Here is a 19036-nt window from a genome sequence, read left to right as displayed (position 1 = left end):
ATGAACGCCCCGTCCCAGCACCGAAACCGGCACCGTGCCGCATCCGTGGCTGCTGCCCTGCTGGTCCTTGGCAGCTTGGTCCTGAGCGGCTGCGGAACCGCTGCCCCGGCCGCGAACCCCTCGGCAACCGGCAGCGAGTCCCCGCCAGCAGCTGCATCGCAGCCCGCCACTCCGGCGTCGGCTACCCCCTTGCCAACAGTGCAAAGCACGACGGCGGCTGCCGGCCAGGCAGCGAAAGTCACCGCCCCGGCCCGGCCGGTTCCCCTTCCCGTGGCTTTGACCATTCCGGCTATCGGCGTGCAATCGCCGCTGGTGAAGCTCGGCCTGCGGAAGAACAGGTCGCTCGAGGTGCCGCCCGACGGGCCCGGTGCCCCGGCCGGCTGGTACTCCGGTTCGCCGTCGCCCGGCGGGACCGGACCGGCTGTGCTCCTGGGCCACGTCAATGCCACCGGCGGCGGCCCGGGGGTCTTCGCGGACCTCCGCGGCCTGAAGGCCGGCGATGACATCAAAGTTCAGCGCGCGGACCACAGCATTGCCGTCTTCGCAGTCATCAAGACGGCGGCGTACAGCAAGAGCGACTTCCCCACGCTGGAGGTGTACGGCAACACCAAGGGCCCCGAGGTGCGGCTCATCACGTGCGACGGGTATGACCCGGCAACCGGCCTGTTCAACGACAACTATGTGGTGTACGCCAGGCTGAAGTCCAAGTAGGCAGGCCCCAACAGTCCAACAAATTCCCCGTAGAGCCCGGGTTCCGACCGGAGTAATCTGTGTCGAGCCCGGACAATCTCGCCCGGTGACAGCAAACAATAGCTCACCAGCATCAATGGCGATCGCCTAGGAGGGGCCATGACTTCGCCCAGCGTCCCCATACCGCAGCCTCCCCCGAAGCCGGTGGTCGGCAACCTGCCCGACATCGACTCCAGCAAGGGGATCCTGGGAATAGCCGAGGTGGCCGAGCGGTACGGCCCCATTGTCCGCATCCAGTTCTTCAACCGCAGCGTCATCGCCATTTCCTCCCAGGAACTCGTGAACGAAGTGTGCGACGAGTCGCGCTTCGGCAAGGTGCTGGGGGTATCCCTAAGGGAGGTGCGGGAGTTCATCGGCGATGGCCTGTTCACCGCACGGACAGAAGAGCCCAACTGGCAAAAGGCGCACCGCATCCTGATGCCCGCGTTCGGTCCCGCGGCCCTGAAGCGGATGTTCGCCGGCATGGACGACATCGCCGAGCAGCTGCTCCTCAAGTGGGAGCGGCTCGGCCCCACAACCAGGATCGACGTTCCGGACAACACCACCCGGCTGACCCTGGACACCATTGCCCTGTGCTCGTTCAGCTACCGCTTCAACAGCCTCTACCGGGAGGAACTGCACCCCTTCGTCGGGGCCATGGTCCGTGCCCTGGTCGAATCCGGGCAGCGGGGGCGCAGGCTCCCGGTCCAGAACAAGATCATGGTGCGCAAACGCCACCAGCTCGAGGAAGACAACGCACTGATGTTCGAGGTGGCCGATCAGATGATCAGGGACCGGCGCCGCAATCCCAGTCCGCCGGGCAGCGAGGACATCCTGGACACCATGCTCAACGCGGCGGATCCGGTGACCGGCGAGCGGCTGGACGAGGAAAACATCCGCTATCAGATGGTCACGTTCCTGGTGGCCGGGCACGAGACCACCAGCGGCCTGCTGTCCTTTGCGCTCTACGAACTGCTGCGCCATCCGAACGTGCTGGCCAAGGCGCGCGCCCAGGTGGACGAGGTTCTGGGCACCGAGAGCGCCCGGTTCGAGCACCTGCCCCGGCTGGGGTACCTGGACCAGGTCCTCAAGGAAACGCTCCGGCTGTGGCCCACCGCCCCGGGGTTCAACGTCGCCCCGTTCGAGGACACGATGCTGGGCGGCAAGTACGAGGTCCCCAAGGGGCAGGGCATCCTGGTCCTGATCCCGCAGCTGCACCGGGACAAGGCGGCATGGGGCGAGGACGCCGAGACCTTCGATCCGGAGCGGTTCGCCCCGGAGCGGGCCGCGGACATCCCGGCCAATGCCTGGAAGCCCTTCGGCAACGGGCAGCGCTCCTGCATCGGCCGCGGATTTGCCCTGCAGGAGGCCATGCTGTTCCTGGCCAAGCTGCTGCAGCGCTTCGACATCACGCCGGCGGATCCCGGCTATGAACTGAAGATCCACCACACGCTGACCATGAAGCCCGAGGGGCTGTACATCAACGTGCGCCGGCGGAACATCCGGATCGAAGCGCCAGGCGGGCCCGCCGTCGAACTTGCCCGGCAGGCCGAAACGGCGGCCGCGGCAGCCGCCAACGGCGTCCCTATCCGCGTGCTCTACGGTTCCAATGCGGGAACCTCCCAGGACTTCGCGCAGCGCATCGCCAACGACGCCGGGCGGCGGGGCTACAGCCCCACCATCGGTCCGCTGGACGACGCGGCGGGCGGGCTCCCCACGGCGGGGCTCGTCGCCATCGTGGCGTCCTCCTACGAGGGGCAGCCGCCGGACAACGCCCGGAAGTTCATGGCCTGGACCGAGGGCCTGCAGCCGGGCAGCCTCGCCGGGGTGCGGTACACGGTGTTCGGCAACGGCAACAAGGACTGGGCCCGGACCTACCAGGAGGTGCCCAAGGCCATCGACTCCCGGCTCGAGGCCGCCGGTGCCACGCGGATCTATGAGAGGGGCGAGGCCAACGCCCGCGGCGATTTCTTCGGCGACTTCGACGAGTGGTACGCGGGATTCTGGCCGGCCGTAGACGGCGCCCTCGGGCAGAGCACCGTCTCGCCGGCCGCGCAGCCCGAGCTCGAAATTGAGTTCGTGGGCAACGTCCGGGAGCCGCTGCTGCGGCAGAACGGGCTGGCCCTCGGCACTGTGGTGGCGAACCGGGAACTGGTGGACATGGCCAAGCCCGGCGCCAAGTCCAAAAGGCACGTCGAGATCGCGCTGCCCGAAGGGATGACCTACAGGGCGGGCGACTACCTGGCCGTGCTGCCGCTGAACCCCAGCGACCTGGTGCAGCGGGCACTGAGCCGCTTCAACCTCGACTACGACTCGCACGTCCTGCTGAGCATGGAGCAGGGTGACACGTTCCTGCCCACGGGCATGCCGGTGGCCGTGGGCGAGCTGCTGAGCAGTTACGTCGAACTGGCGGTTCCGGCATCGCGCACCCAGCTCGAGTTCCTGGCCGACGTCGCCGAGGATCCCGCCCAGGGCCGGGAGCTTGAGGCGCTGGCGGAGGACCGCGAGCGCCATGCGGCCGAGATCCTGGACAAGCGCGTCTCCCTCCTGGACCTGCTGGAAACGTACCCGTCGTGCAAGCTGTCGTTCAGCTCGTTCCTGCAGCTGCTGACCCAGCTGGCCCCGCGGCGGTACTCCATCTCCTCGTCCCCGCTGTGGAGCCCGGACCATGTGACCCTGACGTTCGCCGTCATCCAGGCGCCGGCGTGGTCGGGCCGCGGCGTCTTCGAAGGTGCCGCCTCCACGTACCTCGCCCACGCCAGGCCCGGGACACGGGTCGCGGTCACGGTGCGTCCGTCGAACACGGCCTTCCACCCGCCCCAGTCCCTGGAGGTTCCGCTCATCATGGTCTGTGCCGGGACCGGGCTGGCGCCGTTCCGCGGCTTCGTCCAGGACCGGGCGCTGCGGGCCGAATCCGAGGGCACCAAACCGGCGCCGTCCATGCTGTTCTTCGGCTGCCGGGCCCCGGACACCGACTTCCTCTACAAGGCGGAGCTGGCATCATGGGCGGACGAGGCCAACCTCGACCTCCGGCCGGTCTTTTCCACCGCACCCACAGACGGGCAGAAGTATGTCCAGCACCGGCTCTGGGCGGACCGCGCCGATGTGGTGGAGCTGGTCCGGCAGGGCGCCACGGTCTACGTCTGCGGCGACGGCAAGCACATGGCGCCGGAGGTCCGCGACACGTGCGCCCACATCTACCAGGAGGCCACCGGCGCCTCTGAGGCGGACGCCGACGTGTGGATGGATGAGGTGGAACGCGCCCACGGAAGGTATGTCGCGGACATCTTCACGTAAGCAATCGGGCAGGGCGGAACCGGCGTACGCTGGTGGATATATGAGTGCCCCAGCGAAGCCGTGTGACCATGCGTGACCTAAGTAAACTCTCGGTTCTGGGAGCTTCGCTCCTGCTTGCCCTGGCGTCGTGCGCCCCGCCGCCCGCGTCCGGAACTGCCCAGCGTTCGAGCCGGGCCCCCGGCACCCAAATCGCCGCTCCCGCCCGTGTCACTCCCGCCCTCTTCACCTCCGCCGCTGCACCGGCAGCCTTGACACCCCCGGCCCGTGCCACCACCGCCGCGGCACCTGCGAGATGTGTATAAGAGACACCCGCGCAGCAGTTGGCCCGGCTGACCCTGCCGCAGCGCGTCGGCCAGCTGTTCATGGTGGCCGCTCCGGCCACCGGAGCCGACATCAACACCATGTCCGATATCACCAGGTACCACGTGGGCAGCGTGTACCTGGCGGGGCACAACCGCGCGGGAACCGGCGCCACGGCCGCCGTCGTCCATAGGCTGTCTCTTATACACATCTAGATGTGTATAAGAGACAGGGCCACCACCGGGGGCATCCGGCTCGCTGTCGCCACCGACCAGGAAGGCGGCTTCGTCCAGGTCCTCGGCGGTCCGGGCTTCTCCGTGATTCCGACCGGGGTGGCCCAGGGCAGGCAGGCACCTGCGGTGCTGCAGGCCAACGCGCGTGCCTGGGGAAACCAGCTGCGCGCCGCCGGGCTCAACGTGAATCTGGCGCCGGTCATGGACACCGTCCCCAGCGCGCAGTTCGCTCCGCACAATGCGCCCATCGGCTTCTTCGGCCGCGAATACGGATTCACGCCGCAGACGGTCTCCAGCCACGGCGGGGCCTTCGCTGCGGGCATGCGCCAGGCGGGCGTCGCGCCTGTGGTCAAGCATTTCCCGGGCCTTGGCCGCGTCACCCTCAACACGGATACCAGCCGCAACGTCCGCGACACCGTCACCACGCGCACAGATCCGTACCTGTCGCCGTTCCGGACGGCCATCCAGGCGGGGGCGCGCTGGGTCATGGTGTCCAGCGCCTATTACACCCGCATCGACGCCGGGCACATCGCCCCGCTGTCGCCGGTGATCATGCGGACCATGCTTCGGGGAGACCTCCACTTCACCGGGGTCATCCTGTCCGATGACCTGTGCAACGCCGCGCAGCTGGCTCCGTGGGCCAAGGGCGCCCGGGCCACCGGCTTCATCCATGCCGGCGGAACCATGCTGCTGTGTGCCAACCCGCGGGACATTCCGGTCATGTCCTCCGCGGTGCTGCAGCTCGCGCAGCGCAACCCCGCCTTCGCGGCCGAGGTCAATGCCGCCGCACTGAAAGTGTTGACGGTAAAGGCCGGGCACTGACGGGCGGGACTAAAAACGGACGCCGGCCCGCCGTCGTGGACGGCAGTCCGGCTTCCTGTTAGCCGGTAACCGGGTGCCTATTCGGCCAACCGGGCCACGCCCCGCGCCTCGTCGAGATGCCCGGCCAAAGGGGTCAGTTCCAGCCGCTTCCCGCCTGGACGCGGCCGAGCCAGCCGCCGTTGCCGCTGCCCTTGTAGAGCCACAGCGCGCCGGCGGTGTCGACGGCGAGGACGTCGTTCCTGGCGTCGCCGTTGAAGTCGCCGCGGCCGGTGATTGTGGTCATGGTGTTCCAGCCGGTGCCGGCCTTCGTCCGTGCCTGCCAGCCGCCGCGGCCGTTGCCCGGGTAGAGCCAGAGCACGCCGTCGGTATCGCGGGCCAGGACGTCGGCTTTCCGGTCACCGTTCATGTCGCCGGAACCCACGACGGCGGTCATCGCGTTCCAGCCGGATCCCGCCTTCACGCGTGCCAGCCAGCCGCCGCGGCCGTTGCCCGGTAGAGCCACAGCACGCCGGCGGTGTCGCGGGCCAGCACGTCGTTCCGGCCGTCGCTGTTCATGTCGCCGGGACCGACAACGGCGGTCATCGCGTTCCAGCCGTTGCCCGCCTGGGTCCGCCCCAGCCAGCCGCCGCGGCCGTTGCCCTGGTACAGCCACAGTGCGCCGGACCCGTCACGGGCCAGCACGTCGTTCCGGCCGTCGCCGTTCATGTCCCCGGCGCCGACGATCGAAGTCATGCCGTTCCAGCCGTTGCCCGCCTGGATCCGCCCCAGCCAGCCGCCGCGGCCGTTGCCCTGGTATAGCCACAGCACACCGCCGTTGTCGCGGGCCAGGACGTCGGGCTTCCGTCGCCGTTCATGTCACCGGCGGCCACCACCATGGTGATGTGGAGCACCGCGGCGGCGGCGTCCGCCAGGCCTGCCCGCAACCTGCCGGGCAGCCTCCGGGCACCGGCCGGGCGGTGCGCTTGAGGCGTGCCTCGACGGCGGCGGGGTGGTGCCCGGGCCCATCTGGGCCATGAGCAGCGCGGCTGCGGCGGATACGTGCGGGGCAGCCGCGGAGGTGCCCTCGGCGAAGTAGTAGGCCTCCGGCCCGGGCGTGGTGGGGCCGTCGTTCCCCGTGGACAGGATGCCGCCCGGGACGCCGCTGTCGGCGGTGCCGCCGGGGAGGGGCGTCATGTCGCCGCCGGGGCCGTGAGTGTCTCTTATACACATCTAGATGTGTATAAGAGACAGGTCCGCTGGCGGCCACGTTGATGACGTTCTGGCAGTTGCCGGGGCTGGAGGAGGCGGCCTGCACGCTTTCATTGCCTGCGGCCGTCACCACGGCCGCTCCCCTGCCGGTGGCGGTGTTGATGGCGTCCTGGAAAGCCTGCGAGCAGGCTTCCGTGCCGCCGAGGCTGAGGTTGATGACCCGGGCCGGGTTGGGATTGTCCGGGACGCCGTCCACGTGGCCGCCCGATGCCCAGACCAGGGCGTCCGCGATGTCGGAGGTGCGGCCGCCACAGGGGCCCAGCACCCTCACCGGCAGGATCTTGGCCTGCGGGGCAATCCCGGCGATGCCTTCTGCGTTGCCGGCGACGGCGCCGATGATGCCGGCCACGTGGGTGCCGTGCCATGACGAAGCCATTTGCGGTGTACCGTCGGCGCACTGGCCGATGTCGGTCCAGTCGCCTTCGTCGTTGGGGTTGGGATCGCGCCCGTCCCCGTCGCGGGAATTGGCCGGATCGTTGATCATGTCGTAGCCCGGCAGCACATTGGCGTCCAGGTCAACGTGGCTGGTGATGCCGGTGTCCACCACCGCCACCACTTCGCCGCTGCCCCGGGTGACGTCCCAGGCCCGGGTCACGCGCATGCCGCCCGGCTGTTCGGACAGGTTCCACTGGAATTCGAAGTAGGTATCGTTCGGGTCGGCGGCCTTGGCCTGGAGCAGGGCGTCGGGCTCGGCATAGGCCACGGCGGGGTCGGCCCGCAGCGAGGCCAGGAGCTTCGCCGCGTCAGCGGTTCCCAGCTTCTTGTCGGTCCTGAGCACCCGGGCTCCGCTCGAGGTGGCGCGGAGGTCCTTGACCGGGGCGCCGAGCCTGGCCGCGGCCTTGCCGTAGGCCCTGGCCCGCTCCGCGGGGACCTTTGCGGCGGCGTCCTTGAACTTAACGATGAACTGGTCCGTGGTCACCGGAGCGGGGGACGAAGCCCGGCGCGGCACCGCGGGCGGCACGGCCGGATCGTCCGCAGCCGAGGCAGGCGGCGCGAACAGCGCGCCCGCAACCAGGGCTGCAACTCCAGCCGAGGTCAGGAATGAGGACAAGTAAGTGCGGGGCGTCTGAGACATTGAGACCATCCTGTGCGGCGACCTGGCCACTGATGGCTGGGACGCAGAAAAGAGGCGCGGCCCCCGCCGCGTCCAGAACCGAGTGTATCCGGTGGGGGTGACTTTTTGTGATGCAGTCCATAGGGGCGGCGCTTTGCTGGCATCCGGGCAAAAACGATAGCTGGCGCTCTGGTACGGCCGCGCTTCGGAGTTGTAGGCTCTCAGCATTCTCGCCACCCAAGGGGCTAAGCATGGCGGCGGCGGCCAAGACGGCAACGGTCGTGATGGTGTTCGCCGTCAAGGACGCTGCGGAGATGGCTGCCCAGTTCGAGAAGAGCAAGGCGGCGGCGGGCACCTGCTCGGAGTTCACCATCGAGGTGCAAGGGCAGAAGATCACCAGCGAGATGAAGCCGCTCGAGCCGCTGTGCAGGCCGATCTGTCGAACAGTGCACTGATGGTGCAGACTCTGCCCACGGGTCAAAAGCAGGCCCTGGTCACCGTCACCGGGATCAGGGGACCCTGGCTGCGGCGGCTGTGAAAACCGGGCCCGTGGCAGCAGCCACCGCAGCCTCCGCCCCGGAACTGGTCAAGCTCGTCAACGCTGCCCTCGCCGCAGGCTGACCGGGAACGCGGCCAAGGCCCCTTCATCTTAGCCACGGCAACGAAGTCGACCGACAGGATTCCGGGAGCAAGTCCACAAACTAAGGGTGCTAATGCGTATCGTCTCCTGGAACTGCTCGATGGCCTTCTACAAGAAGCGCCACCTGCTCGAGGCGCTGTTGCCGGATGTCGCCATAGTCCAGGAAGTCTCGAAAAAGGACATCGAAAGCAGTGACTACCCCTTCGCGGCTTGGGTTGGTTCCAACCCAAACAAGGGTCTCGGTGTCATCGGACTGCGCTCCGCTAGCTACAAAGTCACTGAACCGAGCGACCCGGCTCTGCCGTGGCACGTCCCTTTCAGCGTGGACGGTCTGAACATCATTGGCTTGTGGGCCCACCAGCTGACACGCGAGCTTCGCTACGTCAGGGTTACGCACGAAATCGTCGACCGGCACGCCGGTTTTCTGGGTTCAGGACGAGGCCTGATCGTCGGCGACTTCAACAGCAACACCATCTGGGACGGCGCGCACCCGGGCAGGAACCATTCCATGCTCGTCGACAAGCTGGCCGGCCTCGGACTCGACAGTGTCTTCCACCGCCAGGAGAAGGCCGCCCACGGTAGCGAACTGACAAAGACGTATTTCCATACCCGGAACCTGAAATTCGGGCATCACATCGACTACGCGTTCGTCTCTTCTGCGATTGACGCGAAGGTGGCTGTGGGTGAGCCTGACGGATGGCTTCCGCACAGCGACCACATGCCGCTGATCATTGACGTCAGCTAACGCATCCGGGGTTCCCGACCGGATGGAACTGACTGACTTCACTTGCCGCTAGACGCTAGGAGAGGAACGGCCGCCACGTGTGTCCATGCAGCGGCCGTCCCGTGACGCCGACGTCCTGTCTGCGCGAAGGTCAGTTCCAGCCCGATCCCACCAGGACACGGCCAAGCCAGCCGCCGGCGCCGTTCCCCCGGTACAGCCAGAGAGCTCCGCCGGTGTCCACAGCGAGGACGTCATTCCTGCCGTCGCCGTTGAAGTCCCGGGCAGCAACAATGGACGTCATCCCGTTCCAGCCGACGCCTGCGCTGATCCGCGGCAGGAAGCCACCGCGGCCATTCCCGCGGTACAGCCACAATGCTCCGTTGCCATCGCGGGCGAGAATGTCAGCTTTACGGTCGCCGTTCATGTCGCCGGGCCCGACGACGGCGGTAAACCCGTTCCAGCCCGAGCCGACTTTCACCCGGGCCAACCAGCCGCCGCGACCGTTGCCCGGATACAGCCACAACGTCCCGCCGGAGTCACGGGCCAGCACATCGGCTTTCCCGTCGCCGTTCATGTCGCCGGGACCGACCACGGCCGTAAAACCGTTCCAGCCCGAGCCGACTTTCACCCGGGCCAACCAGCCGCCGCGAGCGTTGCCCGGATACAGCCACAACGCTCCGCCGCTATCCAGCACCAAAACGTCCGGCTTCCTATCGCCGTTGAGGTCGCCCGTTCCCACCACGGAAGTAAACCGGAATGTGGCTTTGAAAGTCGTTGACCAGGACGATGCGGTGTTGGCTTTGAGAACGTAGTCCGGCGTGGCCTTGGCAGTAACAGTGATGGTGCCACCCGCGGCGTATGTACCGGCGGCCACGACCTTTCCGCCCACAAAGTAGTCCACTCCCTCGGTGGCTGGGACAGCGTAGGTGTCCTGCGCGGTGCCGTCCTTGTCCGTGAACACCACCGCAGCGGGGGTCACTTCGTGCGGCGTCGTCTTGAACGCAAATGTCCACGACGCCGCAGCACCGTCGGTCAAAACATAGTTCGGTTTCGTTTTCGCGGTTACGGTCACCGTGCCCGACCCCTTGTACGCTCCGGCCGCAACGACCGTGTCACCAAGCAGATACTCAACGCCCTCAGTCGCCGGAATTGTGTACGTGTCCGTCGTCGTGCCGTAATTGTCCGTGAACACCACCGCCTTCGGTGACACTTGAAACGGCGTCGCCTTGAACGTGAAAGTCCACGACGCGACCGCGCCGGACTTGAGAACGTAGTCAGCCTTCGCCCTCGCGGCAACCGTCACTTCACCGGTGCCCGGATACGTCCCGGCCGGCACCATCTTGTTCCCGACCAGGTACTCCACACCGTCCGTCGCCGGAACCGTGTACGCGTCCTCAGCAGTGCCGTCCTTATCCGAGAACACCACAGCCGTCGGCTCCACGGTGGTGGTGCTGGTGATGTTGACGTTCCCCAGGCTCTGGAACCCAGTGGAGCCATTGCCGAGGGTGTCCTTCAGCGGGTAGAGCGTGACGTTCCAGGCGCCCGTGGCAGACCCCTGAGGAATTGTCATCGTGCGCTGCCACGTACCGTCTTTAGGGCTTCCCGAAACCAGGGACATCGACCCGAAACCCTGACTCTGTCCCGTGGCATCATTGCCCAACAAAACGAAAGGTGCCTCAACGCCCGTTTGGTCGGTCAGCGCCAAAGTGACCGTAATTTCGGCCGGCCCGTCATCCAAATTATGCGACAAGGGGCTTACCGAAGAACTCACCATAACGGGGCCGGCCGTGTCGGACGGGGCCCCGGTGATGGACACCGTTCCCAAAGATTGGAAGCCCGAAGAGCCATTGCCCAGGGTGTCCTTCAGCGGGTAGAGCGTGACGTTCCAGGCGCCCGTGGCAGACCCCTGAGGAATTGTCATCGTGCGCTGCCACGTACCGTCTTTAGGGCTTCCCGAAACCAGGGACATCGACCCGAAACCCTGACTCTGTCCCGTGGCATCATTGCCCAACAAAACGAAAGGTGCCTCAACGCCCGTTTGGTCGGTCAGCGCCAAAGTGACCGTAATTTCGGCCGGCCCGTCATCCAAATTATGCGACAAGGGGCTTACCGAAGAACTCACCATAACGGGGCCGGCCGTGTCGGACGGGGCCCCGGTGATGGACCCCGTTCCCAAAGATTGGAAGCCCGAAGAGCCATTGCCCAGGGTGTCCTTCAGCGGGTAGAGCGTGACGTTCCAGGCGCCCGTGGCAGACCCCTGAGGAATTGTCATCGTGCGCTGCCACGTACCGTCTTTAGGGCTTCCCGAAACCAGGGACATCGACCCGAAACCCTGACTCTGTCCCGTGGCATCATTGCCCAACAAAACGAAAGGTGCCTCAACGCCCGTTTGGTCGGTCAGCGCCAAAGTGACCGTAATTTCGGCCGGCCCGTCATCCAAATTATCCGACAAGGGGCTTACCGAAGAACTCACCATAACGGGGCCGGCGGTATCCGGCGCAGGCGTAGGAATTGGACTGCCATCTTCAAGGCCCACGGCAGCAGCTGCATCGACAATATATCTGCTCTCGCAAATATCGCCACAGAGAGTGGGGACAGGACGAGCGGTCGTTTTCAAACGCTCTTCAATGTATGCGGGTGTCGCAATGTCTCCAAGTTTGGATACCAGCATGGCAGCAACACCAGCAACGTGAGGAGCAGCCATCGAGGTGCCCTGTGAGTAGAAATAGGCTTCCTCGCCGAGACTGGTCGCTCCATCGTTCAGTGTCGAAGCGATGCCGTTTGCTGCGTTCCAGCTCATGTCTCCGCCTGGCGCCACCACATCGACCGCTGGACCGTAGTTGGAGTACGGCGCGCGGAGTGCGTTACGAGTGCTGGCGCCGACGGTGATGACGTTTTGGCAGTTCGCGGGGCTTGATTCAGAGGCTGGTCGGTTTTCGTTTCCCGCGGCGACAACGATGGCAGCCCCTCGTGAGGTAGCCAGATCAATAGCCGACTGGTAGGTGCTTGAGCAGGCACCGCTGCCACCAAGACTGAGGTTGATCACTCGGGCTGGGTTTGCGTTGCTAGGGGTCCCTGACACTGAGCCTCCTGCAGCCCAAATAATAGCGTCAGCGATGTCTGACGAGTAGCCACCACAGGCCCCGAGGGCCCTCATCGGCAGAATCTTCGCTTCCGGTGCAACACCGGCGACACCCTGATTATTGTCCGTGACAGCTGCGACAGTTCCGGCGACGTGTGTGCCGTGCCAAGACGACTGTCCACCTCCGTCCCCGTAGAAGCATTGATCAGCCCCGGTCCAATCGCCCTCGTCTCGTGGGTCGGCATCACGTCCGTCGCCATCACGGGCTGCGCCTGAGCTCGAGATCATGTCGTAACCCGGCAGAACGTTGGCGTTGAGATCGCTGTGGCTGGTTATGCCAGTGTCAACGACAGCCACTACGACGCCCTTGCCCTTGCTGACCGACCATGCTGCCGGCACTCTCATGCCGCCCTGCGATTCAAAAAAATCCCATTGGAGAGGGTAAAAAGTGTCGTTGGAAGTGGACACGGACATTGGTCTCATAATGAGATCGGGTTCCGCGGAGGCAATGTCCGGGTCTGCGCGGAAAGTCGCCAAGAGCTTCGAGGTCTCGTCAGCGGTGAGCTTTCGCTCAGCCCGAACAATACGTGCCCCGGCAGAAGTCGCTCGCACGTCCTTGAGATTGGCGCCGATCTTCGCACCCGCGGCGGCAAACGAGCGGCCACGCTCTACAGCACTTACGCGCGCTCGATCTCTGAACTGGACGATAACCTGATCCGTCGGGGAATTCGAGACAGCCGGAGACATCGGGACGGCCGGCAAAGCTGAGTCATCAGCGACGGCCGGATGTGCGAACAGACTTCCGCCGACCAAGGCGGCAACGGCGGCAGTAGCTACATATCTGAAGTATCGAGCTCGCGGCGGGTTAGACAATCGGGCCGTCCTTTTGGTCGTGCGTCGACCAGAGAGGAGTCGAAACGCGGTGGAGGCCGCGTCCCCCGCGTCCAGATTGAATTGTAGTCACAACTTCAACCTTCAATTACCGAACGCGCAGGACTGCAGCGGCCGTCAACTTGGACACCTTGCGTGCATCCGGCCTCGGTACGTTCACGATCACGAGGTCCCGTTCGGCCACTCGCCAGTCATAGGGCCCGGCGATCAGCTGGGGTCAGCTTCCCGAGGGGTGCTGTTGGGCTCGCTTCACGCCGCAACAGACTTCCGAGCACGCTGACGTTATCGGAATCGATGCCGATAACGGGAAAGGGGAACACCGTGGTTGCGTGTTGGAGGGCTTCGAAGACCCATTTCTGGGCTTTGTTGCGCACGGATCGGTTCACCGTCCAGCCCGCGGCGATGTCGGTGACGGTGAGCGTGAAGCAGAACTCGCCCTGGCTGTTGCTGCCTTCGTGGCCGACGAGGTCGATCTCCACGAAACCGGGTGCCGCGTCGTCCCACTCGGCCCAGGTCCGGATAGGGATCTGGGCCTTCAGCAACGACCCGGGCTTGGTGTGGGAGCGCCCGTGCAGCCGGATCTTCTCCCGTTCATGGGCCAGTCTGCGGTCGATCGTTGCGGCACTCAAGCGCACCAACAGAACCGCCTAAGCATCGGTGATCACCAAGACCCGCTCTGCGCGCAGCATCGGGACGAGGTAGCCGGTTGCGGCCGCCAGAAGCTTCCCCGCCGGGCCCCTAGCACCGACCAGCACAACACCGGGGGCGGTTGGAGATCCGCCGGATAGACAGGCTTCCGTCCCGGCCGCGCCGTCCGTGGTCGAGGCGGCTTTAGAGCCTGGCGCAGCGCAGACCGTGCATAGTCCCAGTGCCAGCCGGTTAAGTCCACGAGCTCGGTGAGGATCTGACCCTTCACCGTCCGGTCCGCCGAGCGGTATCGCAACGCCAGATGCTTCGTCACTGCCTTGCGCTCACCCATGGTCAGTCCCATCCACAACAATCACGCTGCTACCAGGGCCCCGGCAACCCTGCCCATCCGGAGATTTTCCAATGAGGCAACGTATCGGCCTCCGCGGAGCTTTTTTATGAGTCAACTCCGGGTCTTCCCCCGGAGTCCGGAATGCCGCACACTTAGCGCAAGAGTCATTCCCCCACCGGCGGAAGGCAGATCAATCATGGTCCCTCTCATCTCCCTGGCGGCCCTCCTCAGCCCGCAGGAAGCCAAGCAAGGCACAAGCGTTCCCCGGCCCGTGGAATCCACGGATCTGGCAGAACTGACGGACCTGTATCTCCGGTCCTACCATCCCGAAGCGGACCGCCTGGACGCCGAAAAGGCTGCCGGCAGGATCAGCCGGATCTTCGCCGGAACGCACGGAACACCTATCCCCCAGGCCTCCCTGGCGATCGTCAACGCGGTCGGCCAGATCACCGCGGCCATCCTCGTCACGGACCGCCATGTCGGCAGCGCCACGCCGGGCACTGCCTACATCGCCGAGCTCTTCACCCACCCGGACCACCGCAGGCAGGGCCTCGCCGAGGACCTCCTGCGCCATGCCATGCATGTCCTGCACACGCTGGGGCACAGGACCGTTGCCGTCACCGTCCACAGCACCAACTCCGCTGCCATGGCCCTGTACCTGTCCAGGGACTTCCGCCGCCTCACGCAGCGGGCCGGCGTCGACTGACTTTCCTTGACCCGGGTTGAGCCCTCGCTATTGCCAACTGCCAGCCGCGGAGGCCATCGTTGTGATCCCGATTGAGTGCGCCCGTGGGGCACGGCTGTCCGCCCTGCCCACGAGGCGCTAAAGGCGCACCCTGATGGACTATCTTGATGGACGCGCTGTTGACCGCTTGCCCTTGATCAAACCTTGATCAACTGATGATCCGTTTTTGACCCGAAGCAGACGCTTTCCTGAGCAGCCCCGGGCATCGTTGGTTTTGTTCCACCAACGGTCTCGACGGAAACGGAAACATCCCATGGGCACTGCATCCAGCTCAGCCACAGCGGGCACGACGCCGGTCGCGGGATTGTATGCAGCGGTTCGCCGCGCCGCCAACTTCGTCATCTGCGCGGCAGCCGCGCTGCTGTTCGTCGGCGTCTGCGTCGCGGCCCCGCTGCTTCACCTCGGGTTCTCCCCGGTCCTGACAGGCAGTATGCGTCCCACCTTCGCCCCGGGTGACCTTCTGATCACTGCCCCGGCGCAGGTCAGCAGTCTCCAGCCGGGACAGATAGCGGTCTTCACTCCTCCCGGAGAAAGTACCCCCTTCGCCCACCGTATTACCGCCGTCCTCGGAAGTTCCGAGCATCCGGTGATCACCACCAAAGGTGATGCTAATCCTGCGCCGGATCACTGGCGGGCCACGCTGAACCAGGACCAGGTACCGGTGGTGGTAACCGCTGTTCCGTATGCCGGCAACGTACTGCTCTGGGCGGAGAACCCGGCCCAAAGGGCCATCCTCACTGCTCTGTTCGGGTTGGCTGTCACGGGCGCCAGCGTTCGCTGGATCCTCCGGTCGCAACCGCCGGCGCAATCAAGCTCGTCTGCCACCGCCTAAACCTTTTCCATAGCCAAAGTAAGGATCTGTCATGTCTGTTATCGCAACCCCCTCCGTTCGCCGCCCCAACCCCCGTCTGCTCGCCGCCTTTGCAGTGGGCGCCGCCGGCCTGGCCATCACCGGCGGCGGCGTCTTCGCCGCACTGAACGCAACCGCCTCCAACACCACCGCACAGAACGCCACCAGCGGCATCCTGAGCCTGACCATGGCCGACAATGGTGCGGGATTTACCCAAGCCATCTCAAACCTGGCTCCCGGCGACACGGTGAACCGGTACGTCAACCTCACCCAGGGCAGCAGCCTGGACGGCAAAGCCTTGACGCTGGGCGTCAGCGCCGCAGCGGCCACTAAGCTGACCACAGATGCAACCAACGGACTGCACGTCACCGTCACCCAGTGCAATGCTGGCACCTGGACTCCCGGCACCGGCATCTGCAGTGGGACCCCGGCCGTTCTGGTGACCAACGCAGCCCTGAGTACCCTGATCACCACGCCGGCATCCGTCGTTGGGGGCGCCGTGGCCAAGGGTTCGGTCCTGAACCTGCAGATCTCCACCACCCTGCCGGACCAGACAGAGACCACGACGAACGGCGTAGTACCCGGCGCCACCATCCAGGGACTCTCCTCGTCATTGACCTGGACGTTCACGGAAACCCAGCGCACGGCCTCCACCACCACCAACTGACCTGCTACTACCATGACGCACAGGCACAGCAGCGGGGTGGCGGTCATCATTGCCGCGGCCCTGCTGCCGTGCCTGGTCGCCGCTCCAGCCCACGCTGCAATAAAGGCAGGGGCGGTGTCCGGCACTCAGGCAGCCGGCTCGGGACAATGGAGCGCCGTGGCCACCACCGCCGGGGCCGCCCCTTTCGGCACTGGGGCACTGGCACTGACGTTCACGGCGGCAGGAACAGACCGGCAGTACTTCAACGTGGTCAACACCGGCACACTCTCTCTCACCGGGGAGACCTTTACTGCCACGACCACAAGGAGTTCAGCCGCGGTGGAAAGGTGCAGCACCACCTGGGACGAGTCCACCGGAACCTGTCCGTCGGGCACTATCACGACCGTCATGAATACGGGGGCCTCCCCTACGGCGTTGAACGCTCCGCTTGCGGCCACAGGAACCAAAATTCGACTGCGCGTCCGGATCACCGCGGCTATCCAACGAGATTCAACCATCACCATTGGAGTCACAGTCTCGCGCAGCCAGGTCCGCACAGCTAACACCACCACGTCCTGACCGTATTCCCCGGTCGCCGCTGCTAGTACAGATGTCGTCAAGAGGACCGAGATGAGAGAGCGAACCGAGCCAGTCACGCCCGTTACCAGGGCTAAGGTCTGCACGGCCACGGCCACCGGGCGCTGATGCGGAACACCGGCCAACCCCACACATTCCAAGGGAGCCGAAGCTACAAGACACATCGAACGGAAAGACAATGGCACTTCAAGGCAATGGAGCCGTATTCTCCTCCTCGCGGCTGCTTCGGCTCGCGGAGGACGTCGAAAGCGACGCTATCGCCGTCACCTATGCCACAATGTTCGTGCAAATGCTGCCGGAACGAGTGGGGCGCATCCTTTCCACTGTTCGCCAGGAGGACCTGCCAGCCGCACTAGACGCGGTGCTGAGCCTGAAAGTCCGGGCCCATATGGCAGGCGGCCTGGCGATGGAACGGGACTGCCGCATCCTGGAAGAGAACCTGCGCAAAGGGGAAGCCGCTGCCGCGGCCCAGTCCGCCCGCGAGGTGGCTAGCGACTGCCTGCCGCTGACCCGGGAGCTGGAACAATTCATTCGAGGCTGGCAGGACCAGGGGGGCTCAAAAGGCGGGCAGGCATGAGGCAGCGGAAGAAAGCTTACGACGCCGGTGCTGCCGCCAGCTTCCCCAGGAAGCCGGCGGCACGCGTCTCTACGCGGGCAGAATGCCCGACCGGCTCAGCAAGGCCCGGGTCTTCGGATGCTGGGGCGAGGTGAAGATCCGGCTTGGCGGCCCCTCCTCCACGATGACCCCTTGATCCATGACAACTATGCGGTCCGCGATATCCCGGGCGAACTGCATCTCGTGGGTGACGATGACCATGGTGGTGCCCTGCTGGGCGATCTTCTTGATGACGGCGAGGACTTCGCCCACAAGCTCGGGGTCCAGGGCGGATGTCGGCTCGTCGAAGAGCATCACGCTGGGCTCCATGGCGAGGGCACGGGCGATGGCAACGCGTTGCTTCTGACCACCGGAAAGCTTGCTGGGATAGTTGTCCATCTTGTCGGCCAGTCCCACCATTTCCAGGTTGGGCACAGCGACGTTCCGGGCCTCGGCCGCAGAGAGCTTCTTGACGTCCCGCAGCGGAGCCATGACGTTTCCGAGGGCCGTCTTGTTGAGGAACAGATTGAAGTGCTGGAACACGAAGCCGATGTCGGTGCGCTTCTGGGCAGTGACGGATGCTTTTTCGGCGATCAGCTCGCCGTCGCGTTCCTCGTAGCCGATCAGGTGTCCGTTGACGTAGATACGGCCCGCTTCGATCGTTTCGAGTTTGTTGATGCAGCGCAGCAGCGTGCTCTTGCCGGAGCCGCTGGATCCCAGGATGGCGATGGTCTCTCCGCGGTGAACCACAAGGTCCACGCCCTTGAGCACTTCGACCCTCTTTTCCACATGCGGCCGGCCTGTAAGCCGGCTCCAGAGTGTCCTTTTCGTCTCGGAGACGAAGGTCTTGTGGACATCGCGGACGTCGATGATGGTCTCGTCAGCCATTGGCCCGTGCCTTTCGTTCAAGCACTACCACGACGCGTGAGAGTGGGAGGCTGATAATCAGGTAGAGAATCGCCGCGGCGGTGTAGATGGCTGTGGTCTGGAAGGTCTGGCTGTTCAGGATGTTGGCGGTCTTCAGGATCTCGGTCACGGCGATCACCGAGGTGAGAGCGGTGTCCTTGACCATGGCAATGAAGTAGTTGCCGATCGGCGCCATGGAGACCACGAAAGACTGTGGGATCACCACTTTCCACAGGGTCTTCGTGGGGGTGTAGCCCAGGGACAGTGCTGCTTCGGTCTGGCCGTGTTCCACCGACAGGATGGCGGAGCGGAATACCTCGGAGAGGTAGGCGGCGTAGTTGAGCCCCAGGCCCAGGATGCCGGCGGGAACGGGTTCAATGTCCACACCGATGCTGGGGAGGACGAAGAAGATGTAGACCAGCTGCACCAGAAGGGGTGTTCCCCGGATGACCTCCAGATAGAAAGTCGCAACCCCGCGGAGGATCCTGATCGAGGAAATGCGCGCCAAGGCAATCAGCAGGCCCAGAACCAGCGCCAGCCCCATTGCGCCCAGCGCCAGTTGCACCACGACGGGTACGGCCACCAGCAATGCCGGAAAAACGGCGAAGGTGTTGTCGATGAAGTCCATTAAGGATCCCTAGATTGAGGCCGGGCCGGCGGTCATCACTCCCATGAAGCGGTGTCCGCCGGCCCGGCCC

19 protein-coding genes and 1 pseudogene are annotated in these 19036 nt (G+C 65.4%); 12 read left to right on the top strand and 8 right to left on the bottom strand.

What is annotated here, in order from left to right; translation table 11 throughout:
- From B1A87_RS01150 to B1A87_RS01140, 5 genes are all read left to right on the top strand, one after another.
- Positions 1-711 carry a sortase domain-bontaining protein gene (locus tag B1A87_RS01150; protein ID WP_078027923.1) on the top strand — a complete coding sequence of 237 codons (711 nt, stop codon included), beginning with the start codon at positions 1-3 and terminating at the stop codon, positions 709-711.
- Positions 712-849: 138 nt separating this feature from the next.
- Entirely contained in the window at positions 850-4026 is a 3177-nt protein-coding gene (locus B1A87_RS01145; RefSeq protein ID WP_144275682.1) for a bifunctional cytochrome P450/NADPH--P450 reductase, read from the top strand.
- Positions 4027-4088: 62 nt separating this feature from the next.
- Positions 4089-4328: a hypothetical protein gene (locus B1A87_RS23435; protein WP_260680568.1), complete on the top strand. Its 240-nt coding sequence runs from the start codon at positions 4089-4091 to the stop codon at positions 4326-4328.
- A gap of 18 nt (positions 4329-4346) precedes the next feature.
- A complete protein-coding gene (locus B1A87_RS23430) occupies positions 4347-4541 on the top strand; it encodes a hypothetical protein (protein WP_260680567.1) in 195 nt (64 codons plus the stop codon).
- Positions 4542-5381 (top strand): glycoside hydrolase family 3 N-terminal domain-containing protein, encoded by an 840-nt coding sequence (locus tag B1A87_RS01140; protein WP_260680566.1) that lies wholly within the window; start codon positions 4542-4544, stop codon positions 5379-5381.
- A 133-nt stretch (positions 5382-5514) separates the two neighbouring features.
- On the opposite strand, the gene B1A87_RS23425 is transcribed toward B1A87_RS01140, so the two are convergent.
- The 4 genes and pseudogenes from B1A87_RS23425 to B1A87_RS24815 all read right to left on the bottom strand — a co-directional run.
- Positions 5515-5841 (bottom strand): VCBS repeat-containing protein, encoded by a 327-nt coding sequence (locus tag B1A87_RS23425; protein ID WP_260680565.1) that lies wholly within the window; start codon positions 5839-5841, stop codon positions 5515-5517.
- The gene (locus B1A87_RS23420) at positions 5838-6188 is read right to left on the bottom strand and encodes a VCBS repeat-containing protein (RefSeq protein WP_260680564.1); all 351 of its coding nucleotides are present in this window, start codon (positions 6186-6188) and stop codon (positions 5838-5840) included. Before B1A87_RS23420 ends, B1A87_RS23425 begins: the two co-directional genes overlap by 4 nt.
- A gap of 48 nt (positions 6189-6236) precedes the next feature.
- Positions 6237-6554: a S8 family serine peptidase gene (locus B1A87_RS23415; RefSeq protein WP_260681012.1), complete on the bottom strand. Its 318-nt coding sequence runs from the start codon at positions 6552-6554 to the stop codon at positions 6237-6239.
- A gap of 70 nt (positions 6555-6624) precedes the next feature.
- Positions 6625-7704 (bottom strand): annotated as a pseudogene (locus B1A87_RS24815) (S8 family serine peptidase); the annotation flags it as partial.
- Between the two features lie 230 nt (positions 7705-7934).
- Here B1A87_RS24815 and B1A87_RS01130 point away from each other — a divergent pair.
- Both B1A87_RS01130 and B1A87_RS01125 read left to right on the top strand, forming a co-directional pair.
- Complete coding sequence (locus B1A87_RS01130) at positions 7935-8138, top strand: hypothetical protein (RefSeq protein ID WP_078027920.1); 204 nt, start codon at positions 7935-7937, stop codon at positions 8136-8138.
- 258 nt (positions 8139-8396) lie between these two features.
- Positions 8397-9068, top strand: coding sequence for an endonuclease/exonuclease/phosphatase family protein (locus B1A87_RS01125; RefSeq protein WP_139362771.1), 672 nt, complete (start codon positions 8397-8399; stop codon positions 9066-9068).
- Positions 9069-9198: 130 nt separating this feature from the next.
- On the opposite strand, the gene B1A87_RS01120 is transcribed toward B1A87_RS01125, so the two are convergent.
- Positions 9199-12597 carry a S8 family serine peptidase gene (locus B1A87_RS01120; RefSeq protein ID WP_185982195.1) on the bottom strand — a complete coding sequence of 1133 codons (3399 nt, stop codon included), beginning with the start codon at positions 12595-12597 and terminating at the stop codon, positions 9199-9201.
- A 614-nt stretch (positions 12598-13211) separates the two neighbouring features.
- Entirely contained in the window at positions 13212-13658 is a 447-nt protein-coding gene (locus B1A87_RS22745; protein WP_185982194.1) for a hypothetical protein, read from the bottom strand.
- A gap of 537 nt (positions 13659-14195) precedes the next feature.
- Here B1A87_RS22745 and B1A87_RS01110 point away from each other — a divergent pair.
- The 5 genes from B1A87_RS01110 to B1A87_RS01090 all read left to right on the top strand — a co-directional run bounded on the left by B1A87_RS01110 (position 14196) and on the right by B1A87_RS01090 (position 17414).
- On the top strand, positions 14196-14705 hold the full coding sequence (locus B1A87_RS01110; RefSeq protein ID WP_185982193.1) for a GNAT family N-acetyltransferase: 510 nt from the start codon (positions 14196-14198) through the stop codon (positions 14703-14705).
- Positions 14706-14997: 292 nt separating this feature from the next.
- Entirely contained in the window at positions 14998-15576 is a 579-nt protein-coding gene (locus B1A87_RS01105; RefSeq protein WP_078026265.1) for a signal peptidase I, read from the top strand.
- Between the two features lie 31 nt (positions 15577-15607).
- Positions 15608-16261: a TasA family protein gene (locus tag B1A87_RS01100; protein ID WP_078026266.1), complete on the top strand. Its 654-nt coding sequence runs from the start codon at positions 15608-15610 to the stop codon at positions 16259-16261.
- 12 nt (positions 16262-16273) lie between these two features.
- The gene (locus tag B1A87_RS01095) at positions 16274-16819 is read left to right on the top strand and encodes a hypothetical protein (RefSeq protein ID WP_139362651.1); all 546 of its coding nucleotides are present in this window, start codon (positions 16274-16276) and stop codon (positions 16817-16819) included.
- 196 nt (positions 16820-17015) lie between these two features.
- Positions 17016-17414: a hypothetical protein gene (locus B1A87_RS01090; RefSeq protein ID WP_078026268.1), complete on the top strand. Its 399-nt coding sequence runs from the start codon at positions 17016-17018 to the stop codon at positions 17412-17414.
- 69 nt (positions 17415-17483) lie between these two features.
- Here B1A87_RS01090 and B1A87_RS01085 read toward each other — a convergent pair whose 3' ends face one another.
- Entirely contained in the window at positions 17484-18320 is an 837-nt protein-coding gene (locus B1A87_RS01085) for an amino acid ABC transporter ATP-binding protein (RefSeq protein WP_078026269.1), read from the bottom strand.
- Positions 18313-18966 (bottom strand): amino acid ABC transporter permease, encoded by a 654-nt coding sequence (locus tag B1A87_RS01080; protein ID WP_078026270.1) that lies wholly within the window; start codon positions 18964-18966, stop codon positions 18313-18315. Before B1A87_RS01080 ends, B1A87_RS01085 begins: the two co-directional genes overlap by 8 nt.
- Positions 18967-19036: the final 70 nt, after the last annotated feature.

It is taken from the genome of Arthrobacter sp. KBS0703 (assembly GCF_002008315.2).
In the GTDB taxonomy this organism is placed as follows: domain Bacteria; phylum Actinomycetota; class Actinomycetes; order Actinomycetales; family Micrococcaceae; genus Arthrobacter.
The sequence above is the reverse complement of the archived record's forward strand: the minus strand, read 5'-3'. Positions and strand labels throughout refer to the sequence as shown.

Coding starts and splice junctions, on each gene's coding strand:
- B1A87_RS01150 (WP_078027923.1), top strand. CDS start 1: ATGAACGCCCCGTCCCAGCACCGAAACCGGCACCGTGCCGCATCCGTG.
- B1A87_RS01145 (WP_144275682.1), top strand. CDS start 850: ATGACTTCGCCCAGCGTCCCCATACCGCAGCCTCCCCCGAAGCCGGTG.
- B1A87_RS01140 (WP_260680566.1), top strand. CDS start 4,542: ATGTGTATAAGAGACAGGGCCACCACCGGGGGCATCCGGCTCGCTGTC.
- B1A87_RS23415 (WP_260681012.1), bottom strand. CDS start 6,554: ATGACGCCCCTCCCCGGCGGCACCGCCGACAGCGGCGTCCCGGGCGGC.
- B1A87_RS01130 (WP_078027920.1), top strand. CDS start 7,935: ATGGCGGCGGCGGCCAAGACGGCAACGGTCGTGATGGTGTTCGCCGTC.
- B1A87_RS01125 (WP_139362771.1), top strand. CDS start 8,397: ATGCGTATCGTCTCCTGGAACTGCTCGATGGCCTTCTACAAGAAGCGC.
- B1A87_RS01110 (WP_185982193.1), top strand. CDS start 14,196: ATGGTCCCTCTCATCTCCCTGGCGGCCCTCCTCAGCCCGCAGGAAGCC.
- B1A87_RS01105 (WP_078026265.1), top strand. CDS start 14,998: ATGGGCACTGCATCCAGCTCAGCCACAGCGGGCACGACGCCGGTCGCG.
- B1A87_RS01100 (WP_078026266.1), top strand. CDS start 15,608: ATGTCTGTTATCGCAACCCCCTCCGTTCGCCGCCCCAACCCCCGTCTG.
- B1A87_RS01095 (WP_139362651.1), top strand. CDS start 16,274: ATGACGCACAGGCACAGCAGCGGGGTGGCGGTCATCATTGCCGCGGCC.
- B1A87_RS01090 (WP_078026268.1), top strand. CDS start 17,016: ATGGCACTTCAAGGCAATGGAGCCGTATTCTCCTCCTCGCGGCTGCTT.
- B1A87_RS01085 (WP_078026269.1), bottom strand. CDS start 18,320: ATGGCTGACGAGACCATCATCGACGTCCGCGATGTCCACAAGACCTTC.
- B1A87_RS01080 (WP_078026270.1), bottom strand. CDS start 18,966: ATGGACTTCATCGACAACACCTTCGCCGTTTTTCCGGCATTGCTGGTG.